The sequence below is a fragment of the Streptomyces lancefieldiae genome (assembly GCF_031845825.1).
Classification (GTDB): domain Bacteria; phylum Actinomycetota; class Actinomycetes; order Streptomycetales; family Streptomycetaceae; genus Streptomyces; species Streptomyces lancefieldiae.
Window position 1 is genome coordinate 1 of record NZ_JAVRFH010000005.1, and the last position, 18,889, is coordinate 18,889.

At 71.2% G+C, this 18,889-nt stretch carries 17 protein-coding genes and 1 pseudogene; 13 read left to right on the forward strand and 5 right to left on the reverse strand.

Features of this window, described 5'->3' with window-relative positions; all coding sequences use genetic code 11:
* The 4 genes and pseudogenes from RM812_RS06400 to RM812_RS06415 all read right to left on the reverse strand — a co-directional run.
* A pseudogene (locus RM812_RS06400) lies at positions 1–250 on the reverse strand (2-oxoacid:acceptor oxidoreductase subunit alpha); the annotation flags it as partial.
* 314 nt (positions 251–564) lie between these two features.
* Entirely contained in the window at positions 565–1,224 is a 660-nt protein-coding gene (locus tag RM812_RS06405; RefSeq protein ID WP_308408691.1) for a response regulator transcription factor, read from the reverse strand.
* A gap of 307 nt (positions 1,225–1,531) precedes the next feature.
* Positions 1,532–2,899, reverse strand: coding sequence for a sensor histidine kinase (locus RM812_RS06410; RefSeq protein WP_311571412.1), 1,368 nt, complete (start codon positions 2,897–2,899; stop codon positions 1,532–1,534).
* Between the two features lie 365 nt (positions 2,900–3,264).
* Positions 3,265–4,485: a sensor histidine kinase gene (locus RM812_RS06415; RefSeq protein ID WP_311571413.1), complete on the reverse strand. Its 1,221-nt coding sequence runs from the start codon at positions 4,483–4,485 to the stop codon at positions 3,265–3,267.
* 186 nt (positions 4,486–4,671) lie between these two features.
* Between RM812_RS06415 and RM812_RS06420 the strand changes: the two genes are divergently transcribed.
* From RM812_RS06420 to RM812_RS06480, 13 genes are all read left to right on the forward strand, one after another.
* On the forward strand, positions 4,672–5,112 hold the full coding sequence (locus RM812_RS06420; protein ID WP_311571414.1) for an NADH-quinone oxidoreductase subunit A: 441 nt from the start codon (positions 4,672–4,674) through the stop codon (positions 5,110–5,112).
* Positions 5,103–5,738, forward strand: a complete 636-nt coding sequence (locus RM812_RS06425; RefSeq protein WP_311571415.1) for an NADH-quinone oxidoreductase subunit B — start codon at positions 5,103–5,105, stop codon at positions 5,736–5,738. The genes RM812_RS06420 and RM812_RS06425 overlap by 10 nt, the downstream gene beginning before the upstream one ends.
* On the forward strand, positions 5,735–7,186 hold the full coding sequence (locus RM812_RS06430) for an NADH-quinone oxidoreductase subunit C (protein ID WP_311571416.1): 1,452 nt from the start codon (positions 5,735–5,737) through the stop codon (positions 7,184–7,186). Before RM812_RS06425 ends, RM812_RS06430 begins: the two co-directional genes overlap by 4 nt.
* Entirely contained in the window at positions 7,183–8,151 is a 969-nt protein-coding gene (locus tag RM812_RS06435) for a complex I subunit 1/NuoH family protein (protein WP_311571417.1), read from the forward strand. The genes RM812_RS06430 and RM812_RS06435 overlap by 4 nt, the downstream gene beginning before the upstream one ends.
* A gap of 2 nt (positions 8,152–8,153) precedes the next feature.
* Positions 8,154–8,846 carry a NuoI/complex I 23 kDa subunit family protein gene (locus RM812_RS06440; protein ID WP_311571418.1) on the forward strand — a complete coding sequence of 231 codons (693 nt, stop codon included), beginning with the start codon at positions 8,154–8,156 and terminating at the stop codon, positions 8,844–8,846.
* The gene (locus RM812_RS06445; RefSeq protein ID WP_311571419.1) at positions 8,843–9,523 is read left to right on the forward strand and encodes an NADH-quinone oxidoreductase subunit J family protein; all 681 of its coding nucleotides are present in this window, start codon (positions 8,843–8,845) and stop codon (positions 9,521–9,523) included. Before RM812_RS06440 ends, RM812_RS06445 begins: the two co-directional genes overlap by 4 nt.
* Entirely contained in the window at positions 9,523–9,915 is a 393-nt protein-coding gene (gene nuoK / locus RM812_RS06450) for an NADH-quinone oxidoreductase subunit NuoK (RefSeq protein ID WP_311571420.1), read from the forward strand. Before RM812_RS06445 ends, nuoK begins: the two co-directional genes overlap by 1 nt.
* On the forward strand, positions 9,912–11,906 hold the full coding sequence (locus RM812_RS06455) for an NADH-quinone oxidoreductase subunit 5 family protein (protein WP_311571421.1): 1,995 nt from the start codon (positions 9,912–9,914) through the stop codon (positions 11,904–11,906). Before nuoK ends, RM812_RS06455 begins: the two co-directional genes overlap by 4 nt.
* A 6-nt stretch (positions 11,907–11,912) precedes the next feature.
* A complete protein-coding gene (locus RM812_RS06460; protein WP_311571422.1) occupies positions 11,913–13,487 on the forward strand; it encodes an NADH-quinone oxidoreductase subunit M in 1,575 nt (524 codons plus the stop codon).
* Positions 13,484–15,031, forward strand: a complete 1,548-nt coding sequence (locus RM812_RS06465; protein ID WP_311571423.1) for an NADH-quinone oxidoreductase subunit N — start codon at positions 13,484–13,486, stop codon at positions 15,029–15,031. Before RM812_RS06460 ends, RM812_RS06465 begins: the two co-directional genes overlap by 4 nt.
* A 264-nt stretch (positions 15,032–15,295) precedes the next feature.
* Positions 15,296–16,159: a zinc metalloprotease HtpX gene (htpX, locus tag RM812_RS06470; RefSeq protein ID WP_311571424.1), complete on the forward strand. Its 864-nt coding sequence runs from the start codon at positions 15,296–15,298 to the stop codon at positions 16,157–16,159.
* Positions 16,156–16,572 (forward strand): YccF domain-containing protein, encoded by a 417-nt coding sequence (locus RM812_RS06475; protein ID WP_311571425.1) that lies wholly within the window; start codon positions 16,156–16,158, stop codon positions 16,570–16,572. The genes htpX and RM812_RS06475 overlap by 4 nt, the downstream gene beginning before the upstream one ends.
* A gap of 76 nt (positions 16,573–16,648) precedes the next feature.
* Entirely contained in the window at positions 16,649–17,239 is a 591-nt protein-coding gene (locus RM812_RS06480) for an SMI1/KNR4 family protein (RefSeq protein WP_311571426.1), read from the forward strand.
* 364 nt (positions 17,240–17,603) lie between these two features.
* Here the strand turns inward: RM812_RS06480 and RM812_RS06485 are convergent, their stop codons facing one another.
* Positions 17,604–18,848 carry an APC family permease gene (locus RM812_RS06485; RefSeq protein ID WP_311571427.1) on the reverse strand — a complete coding sequence of 415 codons (1,245 nt, stop codon included), beginning with the start codon at positions 18,846–18,848 and terminating at the stop codon, positions 17,604–17,606.
* Positions 18,849–18,889: the final 41 nt, after the last annotated feature.

The following is an 18,889-nucleotide window of genomic DNA, read 5'->3' on the forward strand; positions in this document are numbered from 1 at the left end:
CCGGCAGCGTCCCGGCGGGCGCCCGGATCTCGGCCGGGAAGTTCGGCAGCGTCGACAGGTCGTTCCCGAAGGACGCGGTCTCCGAGGTGAAACGGTCACCGGTGAGCTGCATACCGTCACCCGAATCCCCCGCGAACCGGATCACGACCCGGTCCAGCCGTCGGACATCCTTCGCGCCGACCGGTTTGCGCTGCTCTCCCACGACGCTTCCGTCGGCCTGCTCCGCTGCGCTGCTGACCTGGCTGGTCACTGAACTGGACCTCCTTCGACGCGGCTGTCCGGGGACTGGCTTCCACCGACCATCCCGGGATCAACCCTACGTCCGCAGGGGTTGACTTCCGGTGGACATTCGCATGATGGACACGACTTCGAGACGGCCCAGCCGCCTTGGCATTGCACGGTTTCCCCACCCTCCGGTGCTCGTGAAGACGCACCCTGGCCGTACCTCGGTTTCTCATTCGTTCGGATGAGCATCCGAGCGGCCGGGCCCGGCCGCTCTTCACGGAGCGTGCGCCGCCGATGTCAGGTACTGAGACAGGCGAGTCATGAGGTGAGACGGGCGAGTCAGGAATTGAGGTACGTGAGTACGGCCAGCACGCGTCGGTGATCTCCGTCGCTCGGGGACAGCCCGAGTTTCAGGAAGATGTTGCTGACGTGCTTCTCGACGGCTCCGTCGCTCACGACGAGCTGCCTGGCGATGGCGGAGTTCGTCCGGCCCTCGGCCATGAGTCCCAGGACCTCCCGCTCACGCGGGGTGAGCCCCGCGAGCACGTCCTGCTTGCGGCTGCGGCCGAGCAACTGCGCGACCACCTCCGGGTCCAGGGCCGTACCGCCCTGGGCCACACGCACCACCGCGTCCACGAACTCCCGGACCTCGGCCACCCGGTCCTTGAGCAGATAACCGACGCCGCGACTGGAACCGGCCAGCAGCTCAGTGGCGTAGCGCTCCTCCACGTACTGGGACAGCACCAGTACGCCGAGACCGGGGTGCGCCTTGCGCAGCTGCACCGAAGCCCGCACGCCCTCGTCGGTGTGCGTCGGCGGCATCCGTACGTCCGCCACGACCACGTCCGGCAGCTCGCCCTGCGCGTCCAGCTCGGTGATGGTCTTGATCAGTGCCTCACCGTCGCCGACACCGGCCACGACCTCGTGCCCGCGGTCGGTCAGCAACCGGGTCAGCCCCTCTCGGAGCAGCACTGAATCCTCGGCGATGACCACCCGCACCCTGTCCTCCACGATCTTCGGCCCCCCACAGCCCGCCCACCGCACGGCTCGCGCGGCCCACGCCGCGTCCACGAACCGTCCGTGCGACAGGTCCAGCATCCCAGCATCGGGGGCCGGATGCGTGCGGGCAACGGGAAGTGGGAAGGAAGAGCGAGGTATCAGGGCGGGCTCGGCCGCTCGACGGCCGGTTTGGTTCACACCGAGTTACGCCGAGTCCTGACGGGTGACGCCGAGACGCACATGGCACGGCATGGCACCGCGACGCGTGGCACGGCGCGGCGGGGTGCCGTGCCGTGCCGGTGGTGACTCACCTGTGGGCCGGTTCGCTCCGCCACGGCAGCTCCGCCGTCACCCGCGTCGGTCCACCGGCCGGCGAGTCCACCACGAGGATTCCGTCCACCGCGTCGAGCCGGTCCGCCAGTCCCGCCAGACCCGACCCGGCAGACACGTCCGCCCCGCCCACGCCGTTGTCCACGACCTGGAGCATCAGCCGGTTCTCCACCCGCCAGACCTCCACGGCGGCCGACGTGGCCCGCGCGTGCTTGCTGATGTTCTGAAGCAACTCCGACACCGTGAAGTAGGCGATCCCCTCGATCGCCGACGCCGGCCGCTCCGCCAGGTCGACCTCCACCCGCACCGGCACGGTGCAGCGGGAGGCGACCGAGGAGAGTGCCGCGTCCAGGCCGCGGTCGGTCAGGACGGCGGGATGGATACCGCGCGCCAGGTCCCGCAGCTCCTGGAGCGCGGTCTTCACCTCACCGTGCGCCTCGTCCACCATGCGCGCCGCCGCCTGCGGGTCCTCCCTCAGCTTCTCCTTCGCCAGCCCCAGGTCCATGGCCAGGCTGACCAGGCGGGCCTGTGCCCCGTCATGCAGGTCGCGCTCGATGCGCCGCAGGTCGGCGGCCGCCGTGTCGACCACGACTCCCCGGTCCGACTCCAGCTCCACGACCCGCGTCGCCAGCCGCGAGGGTCCGAGCAGTCCGTGCACCATCACTCGGTCCACCATCGTCAGGGCCCGGACGATCCACGGCGTGGCCAGCGTGATCAGCAGCCCGACCAGCGCGGTCACGGCGATCTCGAAGGGGTTGTCCAGGTAGACACGGTGCGTCTCGTCGCCGTACAGCTGGATTCCGTCCTGCCCGGCGTACATCGGGAAGACCCAGAACCACAGCGGGTACGTCAGCATCGCCCACCCGACGACCCAGAAGTTCACGGCGACGACGAACGAGAACACCGACCACGGGAACTGCAGCACCGCGTACAACAGGCTCCGCCAGGACGTGCCGCTCTTGAGTACGGCGCCTATCCACCCCATCAAGCCCTGCTTCTGCGCCCTCAGTGGCTCCGGGTCGGCCACTCGGAGCCCGAGCAGGGCACGGGCCCTCGCACGCTCCAGCGTCCCGAGGCCCCGGCAGCCGGCGAGTGCCGCCGCCAGCACCGGGACACCCAGGAACGTCACCAGCAGGCCCGCCCCCAGCGACACCATCGTGACGGCGTACGTGAAGAGCAGGATGCCGATCGGCAGGCTCAGCAGCACATAACCGAATTCCCGCAGGCTGCGCGCCTCGAACGGTGCGCGGAGCCCCGCCGGCAGCCGGTGGTGTCGTGCTCCGGCGTCCCCGGGAAAGCCGGGCCCGCTCCCGAGCCCGTAACTCTGTCCGTATTCCGTGGCCATCGGCGCCGTCCTTCTCCTCGTCCTACGGCTGTGCTCTCGTAACTCCACCCTCCTCGACCACATGCCCACGGGCCATGGAGCTCGTCGGCGTCTCCGGAGGGGGGTTTTCCCTACCTAGGGGGGGTGGGGACGGTGCGGGAGTGGTGCGGGGAGTGGTGCGCCCGGGCCGCGCGGGCGGGTGGTCCCTCCTCTCCACGTGCCCCGTCACGTCGCGCACGCGTGCCCCGTCACGTCGCGCACGCGTGCCCCGTCACGTCGCGCACGCGTGCCCCGTCACGTCGCGCACGCGTGCCCCGTCACGTCGCGCACGCGTGCCCCGTCACGTCGCGCACGGGTGCTCCGCCATCTCGTTACATGTGCCTTGCTCACCTCGCGAGGGGCGTGGCGTCGGCTGCCGTACGGTTCCGCCATGGCAGCTCCGCCGTGATCGCCGTCGGGCCGCCCTCCGGCGAGTCGACGACGAACAGGCCGTCGACGGCGCTCAGCCGGTCGGCGAGGCCCTTCATCCCCGTACCGCCGTCGAGACGCGCGCCCCCGCGGCCGTCGTCCTCCACCCGTATGAGGAGCCGGTCCGAGGACCGCCACACCTCCACGGAGGCGGACCTCGCGCCGCTGTGCTTGCTGATGTTCTGGAGCAGCTCCGAGACGGTGAAGTAGGCGATGCCCTCGATGGCCGCCGCGGGACGCTCCGCCAGGTCGACGGCCACCTTGACCGGCACGGTGCAGCGGGAGGCGACCGAGGAGAGTGCCGCGTCCAGGCCGCGGTCGGTCAGGACGGCGGGATGGATGCCGCGCGCCAGGTCCCGCAACTCCTGCAGGGCCAGCTTCACCTCACCGTGCGCCTCGTCGACCATGGCCGCCGCCGCGTCGGGATCCTCCAGGAGCTTCTCCTTGGCCAGGCCCAGCCCCATGGCCAGGTTGACCAGGCGGGCCTGCGCCCCGTCGTGCAGGTCGCGCTCGATGCGCCGAAGGTCGGCGGCCGCCGTGTCGACGACGACTCCCCGGTCCGTCTCCAGCTCGGCGATCCGCCGTTCAAGCTCGTCGGACGGTGACAACAACCCGCGCACCATCGCGCGGTCGGCGTTGGCCAGTCCCCGCGCGATGAACGGCAGCACCGGCCACAGCACGAACAGCGACGTCAGAGTGACGGCGAAGGTGAGGACGCCCCAGGGCAGGCGGATGAAGTCGTACAGGACGGTGCGCCAGCCCACCGGGTCCTTCAACGCCATCCACAACTGCGGGAGGAACCCGCTCCCGCGCCGAAACGGCAGCCGGCTCGGCTCCTCCACCCGTACGCCGAGCAGGGCCCGGGCCCGCGCCCGCTCCAGCTTGCCCAACTGCCGCGCGCCCAGCAGCCCGGCGGCCAGCAGCGGGAATCCGATCACCGTCACCGTCAACCCGAGACTGACGAGCAGCGCCGCCACGACGTACGTGAATCCGAGCAGCGACGCCGGGAGATTCGCCAACAGATGGGCGATCTCCTTCCAGGTGTGCCGGTCGAAGGCGAAACGGGCCGGTGGCGGGCGGTCGCCGGTCGCTGCGCCGGTGGTCCCGGCGGGGGTCGCTGTCGCGAGGCGTTCGGTCATACGAGTCAGCGTGCCGTGCGGCGCGGCTCCGCGCCATGAGGTGGACCGCCGGGATCAACTGAGGAAAACCCCACCCCCCGCGTCTCCACGTGCAGCAGACTGCTTACCGTCTCTTTATCAGGCATAGACTCCCGTGCGTACAGACCGTCGAACAGCAGCGTTCAGGACAGGGAGCGAGGGACGGACGTGCCGGAACCGACCGTCGGCGACGTGACCGCCGGTGACGTGACCGTCGCCGATGCGACCGTCGGGCTCGCCGCGGACTATTTCCAGTCCTACTCGGTCGTCGGACTGCTCGCCGTCGTCGGCGTGCTCTTCGTCGCGGTCGCCTTCGGGGCCGGGCGCCTGCTGCGGCCCGTGGTCCCGACGCCCGAGAAACTGCTGACGTACGAGTGCGGTGTCGACCCCGTCGGCGAGGGCTGGGCGCACACGCAGGTCCGCTACTACGTCTACGCGTTCCTCTACGTCATCTTCGCGGTCGATTCGATCTTCCTTTTCCCCTGGGCGACGGTCTTCGCCGATCCCGGCTACGGCGCGACGACCCTCGTGGAGATGTTCATCTTCCTCGGCTTCCTGGCCGTGGGCCTGCTGTACGCATACAAGAAGGGCGTCCTGTCATGGACGTGAACCCCTCCGAGCCCGTGCTGCTCCCGGAACCCAAGAGGCTGGGTCCGCTCGCGCGCCTCGCCCCCGAGCCGATGAAGGTCGTCCTGAACTGGGGCCGCCGGTACTCGCTGTGGGTCTTCAACTTCGGCCTCGCCTGCTGCGCGATCGAGTTCATCGCCGCGTCGATGGCCCGCCACGACTTCATCCGGCTCGGCGTCATCCCCTTCGCTCCGGGACCCCGCCAGGCCGACCTGATGGTGGTCTCGGGCACGGTGACCGACAAGATGGCCCCGGCCGTCAAGCGCCTGTACGAGCAGATGCCCGAGCCGAAGTACGTCATCTCCTTCGGCGCCTGCTCCAACTGCGGCGGCCCCTACTGGGACTCGTACTCCGTGACGAAGGGCGTCGACCAGATCATCCCGGTCGACGTCTACGTCCCCGGATGCCCGCCGCGCCCCGAGGCGCTGCTCCAGGGGATCCTCAAGCTCCAGGAGAAGATCGCCCGGGAGTCGCTGGGGGAGCGGTACGGAACCTCGCCCAGGCCGTCGGCGGACGCGCTGCAGAGCGGCCTGGTACGACCGCCGGCCGCTGAGGCGGCCCCGGCCCCTGACGCCGCCCGGGCACCGGACTCGGGGGAGGCTCGATGACCGTGGTCGGCTGGCTGCCCGCCGACGCCGGGGAACTCTTCGGGACGGAGGCCACGGCCGAGGAGTCGTACGACGTCCTGACCGTGGACGTGCCGCCCGAGTCCTGGATCTCCGCCCTGGAGACCGCGCGTGACCGGCTGGGCTGCACGTACTTCGACTGGCTGAGCGCGGTCGACGAACCGGGCACGGGGTTCCGGGTCGCGGCGCACGTCGTGGCTCTGGGACCGGTGCGCAGACTGCTGCTGCGTACGACGGTCCCGCACGAGTCCCCGGTCCTGCCCACCGCCGTCGCGGTGTACGCGGGCGCGGCCTGGCACGAGCGCGAGACCCACGAGATGTTCGGCGTCGACTTCGAGGACCACCCCGCGCTGGACCACCTGCTCCTGCCGGAGGGGTTCGAGGGGCACCCTCTGCGGAAGGACTTCGTCCTCGCCGCCCGCGTCGCCAAGGCCTGGCCGGGGGCCAAGGAACCGGGCGAGTCCGAGCACGGCGGCCCCCGTCGCCGCCAGATGCTGCCACCGGGCGTCCCGGACCCCAATGAGTGGGGTCCGCTGAAGGGCCAACTGCCCCCCGCTCCGGCTCGCCCGGCCCGCGGGGCGGGGCGTGCGGCGGGTGAGCGTCCGGTCCGCGCGGCGGGAGACCGCCCGGCCGGTCGGGCCCGGACCGTGACCGAGGGCTCCGCCAGTCAGACGGCACCCGGCACCGAGGCGCCGTCCGCCCCGCGCCGCTCCCGTACGGCGGCGGAGGGCTCGGCAAGCCAGACGTCGCCGACCAGGGAGCCTTCGGCCGCCCCGGCGCCCCGGCGTGCGCGCAGCGCGAGCGGCGGCTCGGCGTCCCAGCGGACGGGCACGCCGACGCCGGGCACGCCGACGTCGGGCACACCGGCGGACGGCACCACCGCCGCCGGTTCCCGGCGTAACCGGAGTGCGGCGCAGGGCTCGGCGAGCCAACGGCCCGCCTCCGACGCCCGGCAGCCGGACCGCCCCGGTACCGACCCCGCCGCCCAGGGCGGCGGCGACACGGCTGCCGCGTCCTCGCGCGCCGGGGAACCGGCCTCGTCGACGGCGCCCTCGACACCGCGCAGCCCGGACGCCCCGTGGCACCACGCCCGACCGGCGTTCGAGGAGGCAGCCGAGACCGAGCCGCGCCCCGGAACGGAACGCCGGCCGGACGGGATCCCGGGCGCCAAGGCAGAGCCGGAGCCGGAGCGGGAGCGCGCGCCGGGACCAGAGCCGAAGCCGGGGCCTGAGCCGGAGTCCGGACGTCAGTCGTTGCCGACCGGACAGGACGCCGAGCCGGAGTCCGCACAGGACGCCGAGCCGACTTCGAGCCCTGAGACGGCCGAAGCCAAAGCCGCAGAAACCCGAAACGACCCCGACGACCCCGGCAACCCCGACGACCCCGGCAACCCCCGAAGCCGTCCGAACTCCCCAGGAGGCCCGCAGTGAACGACGCGCTCGACGTCACCCTGCGCCTCCTCGTCGTCTTCGTCGTCTTCCTCACCTTCCCCCTGATCGTCGGCCAGACCGAGCACAAGGTGATGGCCCACATGCAGGGCCGCCTCGGCCCGATGTACGCGGGCGGCTTCCACGGGTGGGCCCAGCTCGTCGCGGACGGCGTGAAGTTCGCGCAGAAGGAGGACGTGGTCCCCGCCGACGCGGACCGCCGTATCTTCCAGTTGGCCCCCGCCGTAGCCCTCCTGCCGTACCTCCTGGTCCTCCTCGCCATTCCGATCGGCCCCGGTGAGGGCGCGGTCGGCCAGGTCGTCGACGCGGGCATCTTCTTCGTCCTCGCCGTCATGGGCGTGGGCGTCCTCGGCTCGCTCATGGCCGGCTGGTCCTCCGCCAACAAGTTCTCCCTCCTCGGTGGCCTGCGCACCGCCGCCCAGCTCCTCGCGTACGAACTCCCGATGCTGCTCACCGCCGCCTCCGTCGCCATGGCGGCGGGCACGGTCTCGCTCGTCGGCATCCTCGACGCCTTCGAGTGGTGGTGGCTGCCCTGGCAGATCGTGGGCGCGATCGTCTTCTTCGTCGCCGGGCTGGCCGAGTTGCAGCGGCCCCCGTTCGACATGCCGGTCGCCGACTCGGAGATCATCTTCGGCGCCTACACCGAGTACACCGGCCTGCGTTTCGCTCTGTTCCTCCTCGCCGAGTACGCCGGGATCGTCGTCCTGTGCGGACTGACCACCGTGCTGTTCCTGGGCGGCTGGCACGGTCCCTGGGGCGCCGACGGCCTCGGCTGGGTGTGGACCCTGCTGAAGACGGCCGTCCTCGCCTTCGTCGTGATCTGGCTGCGCGTGACCTACCCGCGCCTGCGTGAGGACCAGCTCCAGAAACTGTCCTGGACTCTTCTCGTCCCCCTCTCCCTAGCCCAGATCGCCCTCACCGGCATCGTCAAGGTGGTGATCCAGTAACCATGTCCCCCGTTCCCGGCTCCGGCCTGGCCAAGGGCCTGGCCGTCACCCTCCGCACGATGACGAGGAAGACCGTCACCGAGCAGTACCCGGACACCCAGCCCGACCTCCCGCCCCGCACCCGCGGCGTGATCGGCCTGTTCGAGGAGAACTGCACGGTCTGCATGCTGTGCGCCCGCGAGTGTCCGGACTGGTGCATCTACATCGACTCCCACAAGGAGACGGTCCCGGCGGCGACCCCCGGCGGGCGCGACCGCAGCCGCAACGTCCTCGACCGCTTCGCCATCGACTTCTCCCTGTGCATGTACTGCGGTATCTGCATCGAGGTCTGTCCTTTCGACGCCCTGTTCTGGTCACCTGAGTTCGAGTACGCCGAGACCGACATCCGCGACCTCACCCACGAACGCGACAAGCTCCGCGAGTGGATGTGGACGGTTCCGGCACCACCCGCGCTCGACCCCGGTGCGGAGGAACCGAAGGAGCTCGCCGCCGCACGCAAGACCGCCGACAAGCTGGCCGCCCAGCAGGAGGCGGCCCGGGCGACCGCATCGCACGCCGACGAACAGGCCCGCGCCGCCGAGCAGCCCACCCGCACGATGGGGGACTCGAAGCAGCAGACCGACCAGCCGGGGCCGGACCAGCCGGGGCAGCCGGGACCGGATCGGCCGGGGCCGGAGCAGGAAGGCCGGGAATGACTCTCGCAGCGACCGTCACCCGCCTCGCCGCGGGCGCCACGACCACGGCAGCCGAATCCCAGGGCTTCCTCTCCCCGACCGGCGTGGAGATCGCCTTCCTCCTCGTCGGCCTGGTCACCCTCGGCGCCGCCGTCGTCACCGTCACCACCCGGCAACTCGTCCATGCCGCCCTGTGGCTGGTGGTCGCCCTCGGTGGACTCGCCGTCGAGTACCTCCTGCTCACCGCCGAGTTCATCGCCTGGGTGCAGGTCCTCATTTACGTCGGTGCCGTCGTAGTCCTCATCCTGTTCGGTCTGATGCTCACCAGAGCTCCCATCGGCCGGTCCCCGGACGCCGACTCCGGCAATCGCTGGGCCGCCCTCACCGTGGCCGTCGCCGCCGCGGCGGCCCTGGTGTGGGTCGTCGTCGACGCCTTCCGCACCACCTGGATCGACCTGGACGGCCCGGCAGCCGGCTCCACCGCCGTCACCGGAGCGAGCCTCTTCCAGAACTGGGTCCTCCCCTTCGAGGCCCTCTCCGTCCTCCTCCTCGCCGCCCTGGTCGGCGCCATCGTCCTGTCCCGCAAGGCCAAGGCCGACCGGACGGCCGACGGGGCACGGACAGCCGACGCCGACCGAGTGGCTCACACCGACCGCGAGAGCGCCCCGAACGGTACGGACAAGGGTGGTGTCCGCTGATGCACCTCGCCTATCCCGCCGTTCTCTCCGCCCTCCTGTTCTGCACGGGCCTGTACGGCGTCCTCGCCCGCCGCAACGCCATCCTGGTCCTGATGTCGGTCGAGCTGATGCTGAACGCCGTCAACCTCAACCTGGTCGCCTTCGACGTCTGGCTCAGCAAGGCCGCCGAGGAAACCCTGCACTCCGGCCAGGCCCTGACCCTGTTCACCATCGCCATCGCGGCCGCTGAAATCGGCATCGGCCTGGCGATCGTGCTCGCCGTCCACCGCAACCACGGCACCGCGGACATCGACAAGCTCCGCGACACAGCCGAGGGTCACGAGCCGGACGGTCCGGACACCAACACCTCCGCGACCGGGACGGCCGCCGAGAAGGCTGAGGCCACCGCGTGACCACGACCACCCTCGCCGTACTCGTCCCCCTCCTCCCCTTCCTGGGGGCAGCCGCCGGTCTCCTGCTGGGCCGCACCGCGCCCGGCTTCGTCCGCCCGCTCGCCGTCCTGCCGACCCTGGCAGCCCTCGTCCTCGCCGTGCTGCTCGCGGCACGCCAGGGCGGTGGCCGGACCGTCGACGCCGTAACGGAGCTGACGCCCACCGGTTCGGTCCCCATCGAACTCGCGCTGCACATCGACGGTTTCGCCGCCCTCGTCGCCGTTCTGGTCGGTTGCGTCGCCGCCTGCGTGCAGATCTACTCGACGGGTTACCTGCGCGACGACCCGCGCTACGCCTCGTACGCCGCTCTCGTCTCTCTGTTCACCTCCGCGATGTTCCTCGTCGTCTACTCCGGCGACCTGATGGTGCTCCTGGTCGGCTGGGAGATCATGGGCATCTGCTCGTACTTCCTGGTCGGCCACTACTGGGAGACGCCGGAGGCGCGCGCCGCCTCCCTCAAGGCCTTCCTGGTGACCAAGCTCGGTGACGTCCCCTTCCTGATCGGCCTGCTGGCGCTGGCCACCGACGCGGGCTCCTTCCGCATCACCAAGGTCCTCGACGCGGTGGCGAGCGGCTCGCTCGACCATCCGACGCTGATCGCCCTGCTGCTGCTGGCCGGCGTGGCGGGCAAGTCGGCGCAGTTCCCGCTGCACACCTGGCTCCCCGACGCGATGGCGGGCCCCACGCCCGTCTCCGCCCTGATCCACGCCGCGACCATGGTCGCCGCCGGTGTCTACTTCGTCGCCCGGCTCCTTCCGCTCTTCGAGGCCTCACGGGCCGCGATGGTCGTCCTCGCCGTCATGGCCGCGGTCACGATGGTCGGCTCGGCGCTCGCCGCGCTCGCGCAGGACGACATCAAGCGCGTCCTCGCCTACTCGACCATCGGCCAGCTCGGCTACATGACCGGCGCCCTCGCCGCCGGCGACCGCGGTGCCGCCGTCTTCCACCTCCTCACCCACGGCGCCTTCAAGGCGCTGCTGTTCCTCGCCGCCGGCGTGATCATCCACGCCGTCGGCACCAACTCGCTGGCCGCCATGTCCCGCATGCACCACCTGCGCGACCGCGTCCCGGACGCCTACTGGACGATGACCGTGGCGCTGCTCGCACTCGCCGCGATCCCGCCCTTCAGCGGTTTCTTCTCCAAGGAGTCCGTCCTCGGCGTCGCGGAGCACGTCGCCACCGGCCACACGGAACACGCGCCCGGCGCCGCGGGCTGGACCGTGCTCGTCGCCGGTCTGCTGACGGCCCTGCTCACCGCCGCGTACGCGACCCGACTGTGGTTGCTGGCCTTCCGCGGGCGGGGTGCCGAGGCCCCCGACCACGGTAGGCAGCCAGTGGTCATGAACACCGTGCTCTGGGTGCTCGCCATCCCCTCACTCGCCCTCGGCGGACTCGCCTTCCGCCTGCTGCCCGACTGGTTCGACGGCCAGGACCTCACCCCCACCCTCACCACCTCGGTGCTCGGTACGGGCGTGGCCCTGGCCGGCGGCCTCGTCACCTACGCGGCCTGGCGCCACACCACGGCCCTCGCGGACCGCACACCGCTGGGCGCCGTCGCCGCCCACCCGGAGGGCGACGCCGCGCTGGTGGAGGCCGAGGCCATCGCCAGTCACAAGCCCGCCTACGGAGACATCGCCTACGCCACCGACCCGTCGGACCCCGGACGGCTCCTGCTGGGCCCGCTGCACCGGCACGCGGCCGTCGGCTTCCACCTGGACGCGGTGTACACGACCCTCTTCGTCCGCCCGGTCCAGGACGGCGCGAGGCTCGTCCGGTTCCTCGACCGTGAGGTCGTCGACACCTACGTACGCGGGGCGGGCACCCTGACCCGCTGGCTCGGGGCCGCCGTACGACGCGCTCAGACCGGCAATGTGCAGACCTATGTGAGCGCGCTGCTCGCCGGCACCGTCGTCCTCGCGGTCGCCGCCGTCCTCGTCGCCACGGGAGCGTGAGCAGGCGTGATCGATATCAACGAGTCCGTGATGCAGTTCCTTCTTGCGTTCCTCGTCGTCGGCCCGCTCCTGGGCGCCGTCGCAGCCCTCCTGCCGGCCCCGCCCGGGCTGAAGGGGAAGTCCCCCGACCAGGCCGTGCTGCGGCACGGCGTCACCGTCACCGGCGCCGTGCTCATCGCCGCGATCGTCCTCGTGCTCGGCTTCGACCACGACCATCCGTCGAAGATGCAGGCCAGCACGGACATCAGCTGGATCCCGGCACTCGACGTGCGCATCCACCTCGGCATCGACGGCATCTCCCTCCCCCTGCTGGTCCTGACCGCGCTGCTGACCTTCCTCTGCGCGCTCTACTCGTACTTCAAGATGCCCTCGGGCCCGTCCCCGAAGGCATTCGTCGCGCTGCTGCTCGTCCTCGAGTCCGGCACCCTCGCGACCTTCGCCGTCCTCGACCTGATCCTGTTCTTCCTCGCCTTCGAGATGGTCCTCATCCCGATGTACTTCCTCATCGCCCGCTGGGGCGGCGAGGGACGGGCCGGGGCCGCCTGGAAGTTCATCCTCTTCACGCTCCTCGGCTCCGTCGTCATGCTGCTCGGCCTGCTCCTGATCGGAATCACGGCGGGCACATTCGACATGGTGGCACTCGCCACTGACAACGGCCGGTCGCTGACCACATCCGTGCAGGTCGTCGCCGTCCTGGCGATCGGGATCGGGCTCGCGGTCAAGACCCCGATGTGGCCGCTGCACAGCTGGCTGCCCGACGCCCACACCGCGGCGCCGACCGTCGGCTCGGTCCTGCTGGCCGGCGTCCTGCTGAAGATGGGTACGTACGGGTTCGTCCGCATCCTTCTCCCGGTCGCGCCGGACGGTTTCCGCACCTTCGCGCCCTACCTCGCCGCGTTCGCCGTGGTCGGCATCATCTACGGCTCCCTGGCCTGCCTGGCCCTCGCCAAACAGGGCGCGAAGGGCGACCTCAAGCGCCTCATCGCCTACTCCTCCGTGGGCCACATGGGCTTCGTGCTGCTCGGCATCGCCACCATGACCCCGACCGGCGTGAACGGCGCCCTGTTCGCCAACATCGCCCACGGCCTCATCACCGGCCTGCTCTTCTTCGTCGTCGGCGCGCTCAAGGACCGCACCGGCACCACCGACCTCGACACCCTCTCCGAGGAGACCGGAGCCGCCCTGTACGGCAAGGCACCGCGCCTGGGCGGCCTGCTCGCCTTCGCCGCGGTCGCCTCGCTCGGACTGCCGGGTCTGGCCGGGTTCTGGGGCGAGATGCTGGCCCTGTTCGGCGCCTTCGACCCCCACGACGACCTCAGCCGTCCGGCGTTCCTCACCTTCATGGCCGTCGCCGCCTTCGGCACGCTGCTGACCGCCGCGTACATGCTGATCGTGGTCCGCCGCGTCTGCATGGGCGCGGTACCGCAGGAGGCCCCGATGCTCACCGACGTACGCACGTACGAGTTCGCCGCCTGGACCCCGCTCGTCGCCCTCACCGTCGTCGCCGGGCTCTGGCCCAGGACCCTCCTCGGGCTGACCGACCCGGCCGTGCAGCAGCTCCTCTCAGGAGGCACCCGATGAGCTCCCCGGCCCAGTCTCTCGGCGAGACCCTCTCGCAGTCGCCGGCCCAGAACCTCGTCCAGTCCGTCGACTGGCTCGCCATCGCGCCGCCCACCATCACGGCGGTCGTCGGTCTCGCCGTCCTCGTGGCCGACCTGTTCGTCAAGGACGCCCGCAAGTCCCTGCTCGGCTGGATCTCGGTTGCCGGACTCGCCGCCTCCGCCCTCATGCTGCTGCCCCTGATCGACGGCGACCGCTCCACGTTCTGCCTGACCGGCGATGCCGATGTCTGCAGCTACACCGCGGACACCTTCACCCTCGCCATCCAGTTCCTGGTTCTCGGCGGTGCCCTCCTGACCGCCCTGCTGTCGGTCACCGCCGTGCGGGACGCCGACCGGGGACTCCCCGAGGGCGAGTTCTGGTTCCTGCTGCTCTCCTCGGCGGCCGGTGCCGCGCTCCTGCCGGCCTCCCGCGACCTCGCGACCCTCATCGTCGCCCTGGAGGTCGCCTCCCTGCCCGCCTTCGCCCTCGTGGGCCTGCGGCAGGGCGACCGCCGGTCCTCCGAAGCGGCCCTGAAGTTCTTCCTGTCCTCGGTCACCGCGACCGCGGTCAGCCTCATGGGCATCAGCTTCGTGTACGCCTCCACCGGCACCCTCCACCTCACCCAGGTCGCCGACCGCATCCAGCACGTCGACGGCCAGCTCACCACGCTCGCCCAGACCGGCGTCGTCCTCACCCTCGTCGGCTTCGCCTTCAAGACGGCCGCCGTCCCGTTCCACTTCTGGGTGCCCGACACCTACGTGGGCGCGCCCCTGCCGATCGCGGCCTACCTGTCCGTGGTCGGCAAGGCGGTCGGCTTCTCCGGCCTGATCCTCGTCACCGTCATCGCCCTCCCGTCCTACGCCGACGTCTGGGGACCGGCCCTCGCGGCACTGGCAGCGCTCACCATGACCGTCGGCAACGTCGGAGCCCTCCGCCAGCAGGCCACGCGCGCGTACAGCGCGGTACGCCTGCTCGCCTGGTCGTCCGTCGGCCAGGCCGGCTACCTCCTGGTGCCGATCGCCGCCGCCGCGTACTCCGCCGACCCCGAGCGGTCGATCGGCTCCACCGTCGCCTACGCCCTCATGTACGCCGCGGTGAACCTCGGCGCCTTCGCCGTTGCCGCTCTCGTGGGCCGTACGAAGTCTTCGAACCGCGTCGCCGACTACCGCGGCCTGTACGCGTCCAACCCGCTGACGGCCCTGCTCCTGGCGTTCTTCCTGCTCTGCCTCGCCGGACTGCCGCCCGGCGTCATCGGGCTCTTCGCCAAGGTCACGGTCTTCTCCGCGGCCGTCGACGCGGGCCTCGGCTGGCTGGCCGTCGTCATGGCCGTCAACGTCGTCATCGCGCTGTTCTACTACCTTCAATGGACGGCGCTGCTGTTCCGCGCGCCGAAGGGCGCGACCGTCAAGCACCGCGTTCCCGCCCCCGTCACAGCCGCGATCACCCTGACCGCGGTCCTCGCCGTGGCCCTGTCCGGAGCACCCCAGCTGATCCTGCGCTTCGCCGACTCCGGCCTTTTCTGAGCGACATCCGTCCCCAGCGCGCGAGTGGGCGGTACCTGCCTTGCACGCGCGCGTGCCCCGCACGCCGACCGTCACCCGTACGGAGGACGCGTGCCGCCGCAGGCCCCGGGGAACTGGTGGCCCTCGCCTGGCGTTGACCAGTACGGAAGGGTCCACTGGACGTGTCACCCACGGCACCGGTGGCACTGGAGACCAGGAAGCAACCACAGCGAGCGAGACCAGCAAGCGAAGGGTTCCCCTGCCGCACCACTTGGAGGGCGTACCGTGCACCGCCGGCACAACGGGCTCAGGACCGCAGTACTCCTCGGGGGACTGTCCGCGCTCATCATCGTCATCGGCAGTTTCTTCGGCCGAGCGGGGCTCGTCGTCGCCGTCCTCGTCGCCCTGGGCACGAATGCGTACGCGTACTGGAACAGCGACAAACTCGCGCTGCGCGCGATGCGCGCCCGCCCGGTCAGCGAGTTCGAGGCCCCGGCGCTGTACCGCATGGTCCGCGAGCTCTCCACCCAGGCCCGCCAGCCCATGCCCCGCCTGTACATCTCGCCGACCGAGGCACCGAACGCCTTCGCGACCGGCCGCAACCCGCGCAACGCGGCCGTGTGCTGCACCGAGGGCATCATGCGTCTGCTCGACGAGCGAGAGCTGCGCGGCGTCATCGGGCACGAGCTCAGCCATGTCTACAACCGCGACATCCTGATCTCCTCCGTCGCGGGCGCCCTGGCCTCAGTGATCATGTTCCTGGTCAACTTCGCCTGGCTGATCCCCGTCGGGCGGTCCAACGACGACGACGGACCCGGTCTGCTGGGCATGCTCCTGATCATGATCCTGGGACCGCTCGCCGCCACCGTCATCCAACTGGCGATCAGCCGCTCCAGGGAGTACGAGGCCGACGCCTCCGGCGCCCAGCTCACCGGCGACCCGATCGCCCTCGCCGGCGCCCTGCGCAAGCTGGAGCACGGCACGAAACAGCTTCCGCTGCCTCCGGAGCCCCGGATCGAGACCGCAAGTCACATGATGATCGCCAACCCGTTCCGGCCAGGACAGGGGCTGTCGAAGATGTTCTCCACCCACCCCCCGATGGCGGAACGGATCGCCCGACTCGAAAAGATGGCAGGTCGACAGCAGTGAAGACCATCCTCAACATCATCTGGCTCATACTCAGCGGCTTCTGGCTGTTCCTCGGCTACCTGGTCGCGGGCGTCCTGCTCTGCGTCACGATCATCGGCATCCCGTTCGGCATCGCCGCCTTCCGCATCGGCGTCTACGCCCTGTGGCCCTTCGGGTACACGGCGGTCGAGCGCCGAGACGCGGGCGCCCCCTCCTGCATCGGCAACGTGCTGTGGCTGGTCCTCGCCGGCTGGTGGCTGGCCATCGGCCACATCGTCACCGGTATCGCCCTGTGCGTGACGATCATCGGCATCCCGCTCGGCATCGCCAACTTCAAGCTGATCCCGGTCTCCCTGCTCCCGCTGGGCCGCGAGATCGTGCGGACGGACCGGCCGTTCACGGCCACCGGCACCACGCAGAGGACCGGCTGGTAGGAGCCGTCGTTCTCCACAGGCGACGGGTTGTCCACAGGCCCGCTCGATTGTCAGTGGCGACCTGCATCATGAACCCATGACCGAGATCGAGCAGTTGCTGGCACGGGTGGCCACCAAGGCACGCAACACCCGCCCGTGGGGCTGGGCTTCCCTGCCCGAGCCCGCCGACGGGGCGACGCTGGCCCGCGCCGAGGCCGCCCTGGGTTTCTCGCTCCCCACGCTGCTCGCCGAGCTCTACCTGCGGATAGGGGACGGTGGATTCGGCCCGGAGTACGGCCTGTTGCCCCTGCTCGACAGCTCACCCGCCGGCGAGCCCGCCGCCGTCGCCCAGTACCTGGCCAACCGCGAAGACGGCTTGAAGGACCCCGACTGGCCGTGGCCCGAGGGCGTCCTGCCGATATCCCACTGGGGCTGCGCGATGTACGCCTGCGTGGACTGCCGCTCGCCCCAGGCCACTGTGCTGCTCTTCGAACCCAACGCCGGAGACGCCGACCACGCCTGGTACGTCGACGCGCCGAGCCTCACGGACTGGCTGCGCGCCTGGGTCGACGGCACGGGCTGGTACGAGGAGGTCCACGAAGGACCGGAGCCGGACCCGTGGCCCGACTTCCCCATACGTACGGCCGGAAGGCACACGACCGGCACAGCGCCCGCACAGGCCTCCTGAGAAGCAGTCGGCCACAGGCCCGCGGCGCCGAGGGCCGACAGTCCCGCGGCGCCGAGCCACACGTCGGGGCGGGCGGCCCGCCGGGCCCGCGTGCGGCACGGCCCGACCCGGGGGACGGTTCACGCCCGGCGGACCCCTGCCGATCAGGCACCCGCACGGCGACCTTCACGCCAGTCATACTCACGCACGGACGACCGCAGGCAAGGGATCTCGCACAACGGACTCCGCATAACGGACTCCGCGCAACGAACCCCGCACAACGGAGTCCGTGTACAGCCGGAGTACACCCGAACCCTCCGCGTCGGCCCCTCGACGGCGGCCCGAGGCGGGCCGGGACGCGCAGGCCCCACCGCTCCGCAGCCGCCTACCGCGAAGCCCCCCGTCGGCGCACTCCGTACGCCACCACACCCACCGCCAGCACACCCACGCCCACGCCCACCGAAACCGCCGGAAGCGAGAACGCGAGCCCCACGCACCCGACCAGACCCAGCGCCGGTACGACCCGTGCCGTCCTCGACGGGTTCAGCGTCCAGGCCGACGCGTTGGCCACGGCGTAGTACATCAGCACCCCGAAGGAGGAGAAGCCGATCGCGCCCCGCACGTCCACAGTGGCGGCCAGGACCGCCACCACCGCACCCACGGCCAGCTCCGCACGGTGCGGCACCTGAAACCGTGGATGCACCGCGGCCAGCGCCCCGGGAAGATGACGGTCCCGTGCCATGGCCAGCGTCGTCCGCGAAACGCCCAGGATCAGAGCAAGCAGCGAGCCCAGCGCCGCCACCGCGGCACCCACCCGCACGACCGGCACCAGCTCCGGCAGGCCCGCCGCCCGTACCGCGTCGGCCAGCGGCGCCGGCGCCTGCCCGAGACCGCCCGCGCCCAGCACGGAAAGGACAGCCACCGCGACACACCCGTACACCGCCAGAGTGATGCCCAGGGCCAGCGGGATCGCACGGGGGATCGTGCGCTCCGGGTCGCGCACCTCCTCGCCGAGGGTCGCGACGCGCGCGTATCCCGCGAAGGCGAAGAACAGCAGACCGGCTGCCTGCAGGACCCCCGCTACGCCGCCCGACAGCCCGATGTCCAGCCGCCCGGCGTCGGACCGACCGGACCCCAGACACACCACCACCACGGAAGCGAGGACGACCAGGACGACCGCCACGATCACACGCGTCAGCCAGGCCGACTTCTGGATGCCGCCGTAGTTCACCGAGGTCAGCGCCACCACGGCCGCGACCGCCACCACGTGCGCCTGCTCCGGCCAGACGTACGCACCCACGGTGAGCGCCATGGCAGCGCAGGAGGCCGTCTTGCCGACGATGAACGACCAGCCCGCCAGGTACCCCCAGAACACCCCGAGCCGCTCGCGCCCGTAGACGTACGTGCCGCCCGAGGCCGGATACCGGGCGGCCAGCCGTGCCGATGACATGGCGTTGCAGTAGGCGACGACGGCGGCCACGGCGAGACCGAGCAGCAGCCCGGACCCGGCCGCGCGGGCCGCGGGTGCCAGGGCCGCGAAGACCCCCGCGCCGATCATCGAGCCGAGCCCCACGACCACGGCATCGCCGACGCCAAGGGTGCGCCGCAGCTCCGAACCCGCAGGTGTCATGCGTCGCACCCTACTGATCAGCGCAACCACACGGCGCACTC

Coding starts and splice junctions, on each gene's coding strand:
- RM812_RS06485 (WP_311571427.1), bottom strand. CDS start 18,848: ATGACACCTGCGGGTTCGGAGCTGCGGCGCACCCTTGGCGTCGGCGAT.
- RM812_RS06410 (WP_311571412.1), bottom strand. CDS start 2,899: ATGGCCACGGAATACGGACAGAGTTACGGGCTCGGGAGCGGGCCCGGC.
- RM812_RS06425 (WP_311571415.1), top strand. CDS start 5,103: ATGGACGTGAACCCCTCCGAGCCCGTGCTGCTCCCGGAACCCAAGAGG.
- RM812_RS06465 (WP_311571423.1), top strand. CDS start 13,484: ATGAGCTCCCCGGCCCAGTCTCTCGGCGAGACCCTCTCGCAGTCGCCG.
- RM812_RS06430 (WP_311571416.1), top strand. CDS start 5,735: ATGACCGTGGTCGGCTGGCTGCCCGCCGACGCCGGGGAACTCTTCGGG.
- RM812_RS06445 (WP_311571419.1), top strand. CDS start 8,843: ATGACTCTCGCAGCGACCGTCACCCGCCTCGCCGCGGGCGCCACGACC.
- RM812_RS06415 (WP_311571413.1), bottom strand. CDS start 4,485: ATGACCGAACGCCTCGCGACAGCGACCCCCGCCGGGACCACCGGCGCA.
- nuoK (WP_311571420.1), top strand. CDS start 9,523: ATGCACCTCGCCTATCCCGCCGTTCTCTCCGCCCTCCTGTTCTGCACG.
- RM812_RS06440 (WP_311571418.1), top strand. CDS start 8,154: ATGTCCCCCGTTCCCGGCTCCGGCCTGGCCAAGGGCCTGGCCGTCACC.
- RM812_RS06480 (WP_311571426.1), top strand. CDS start 16,649: ATGACCGAGATCGAGCAGTTGCTGGCACGGGTGGCCACCAAGGCACGC.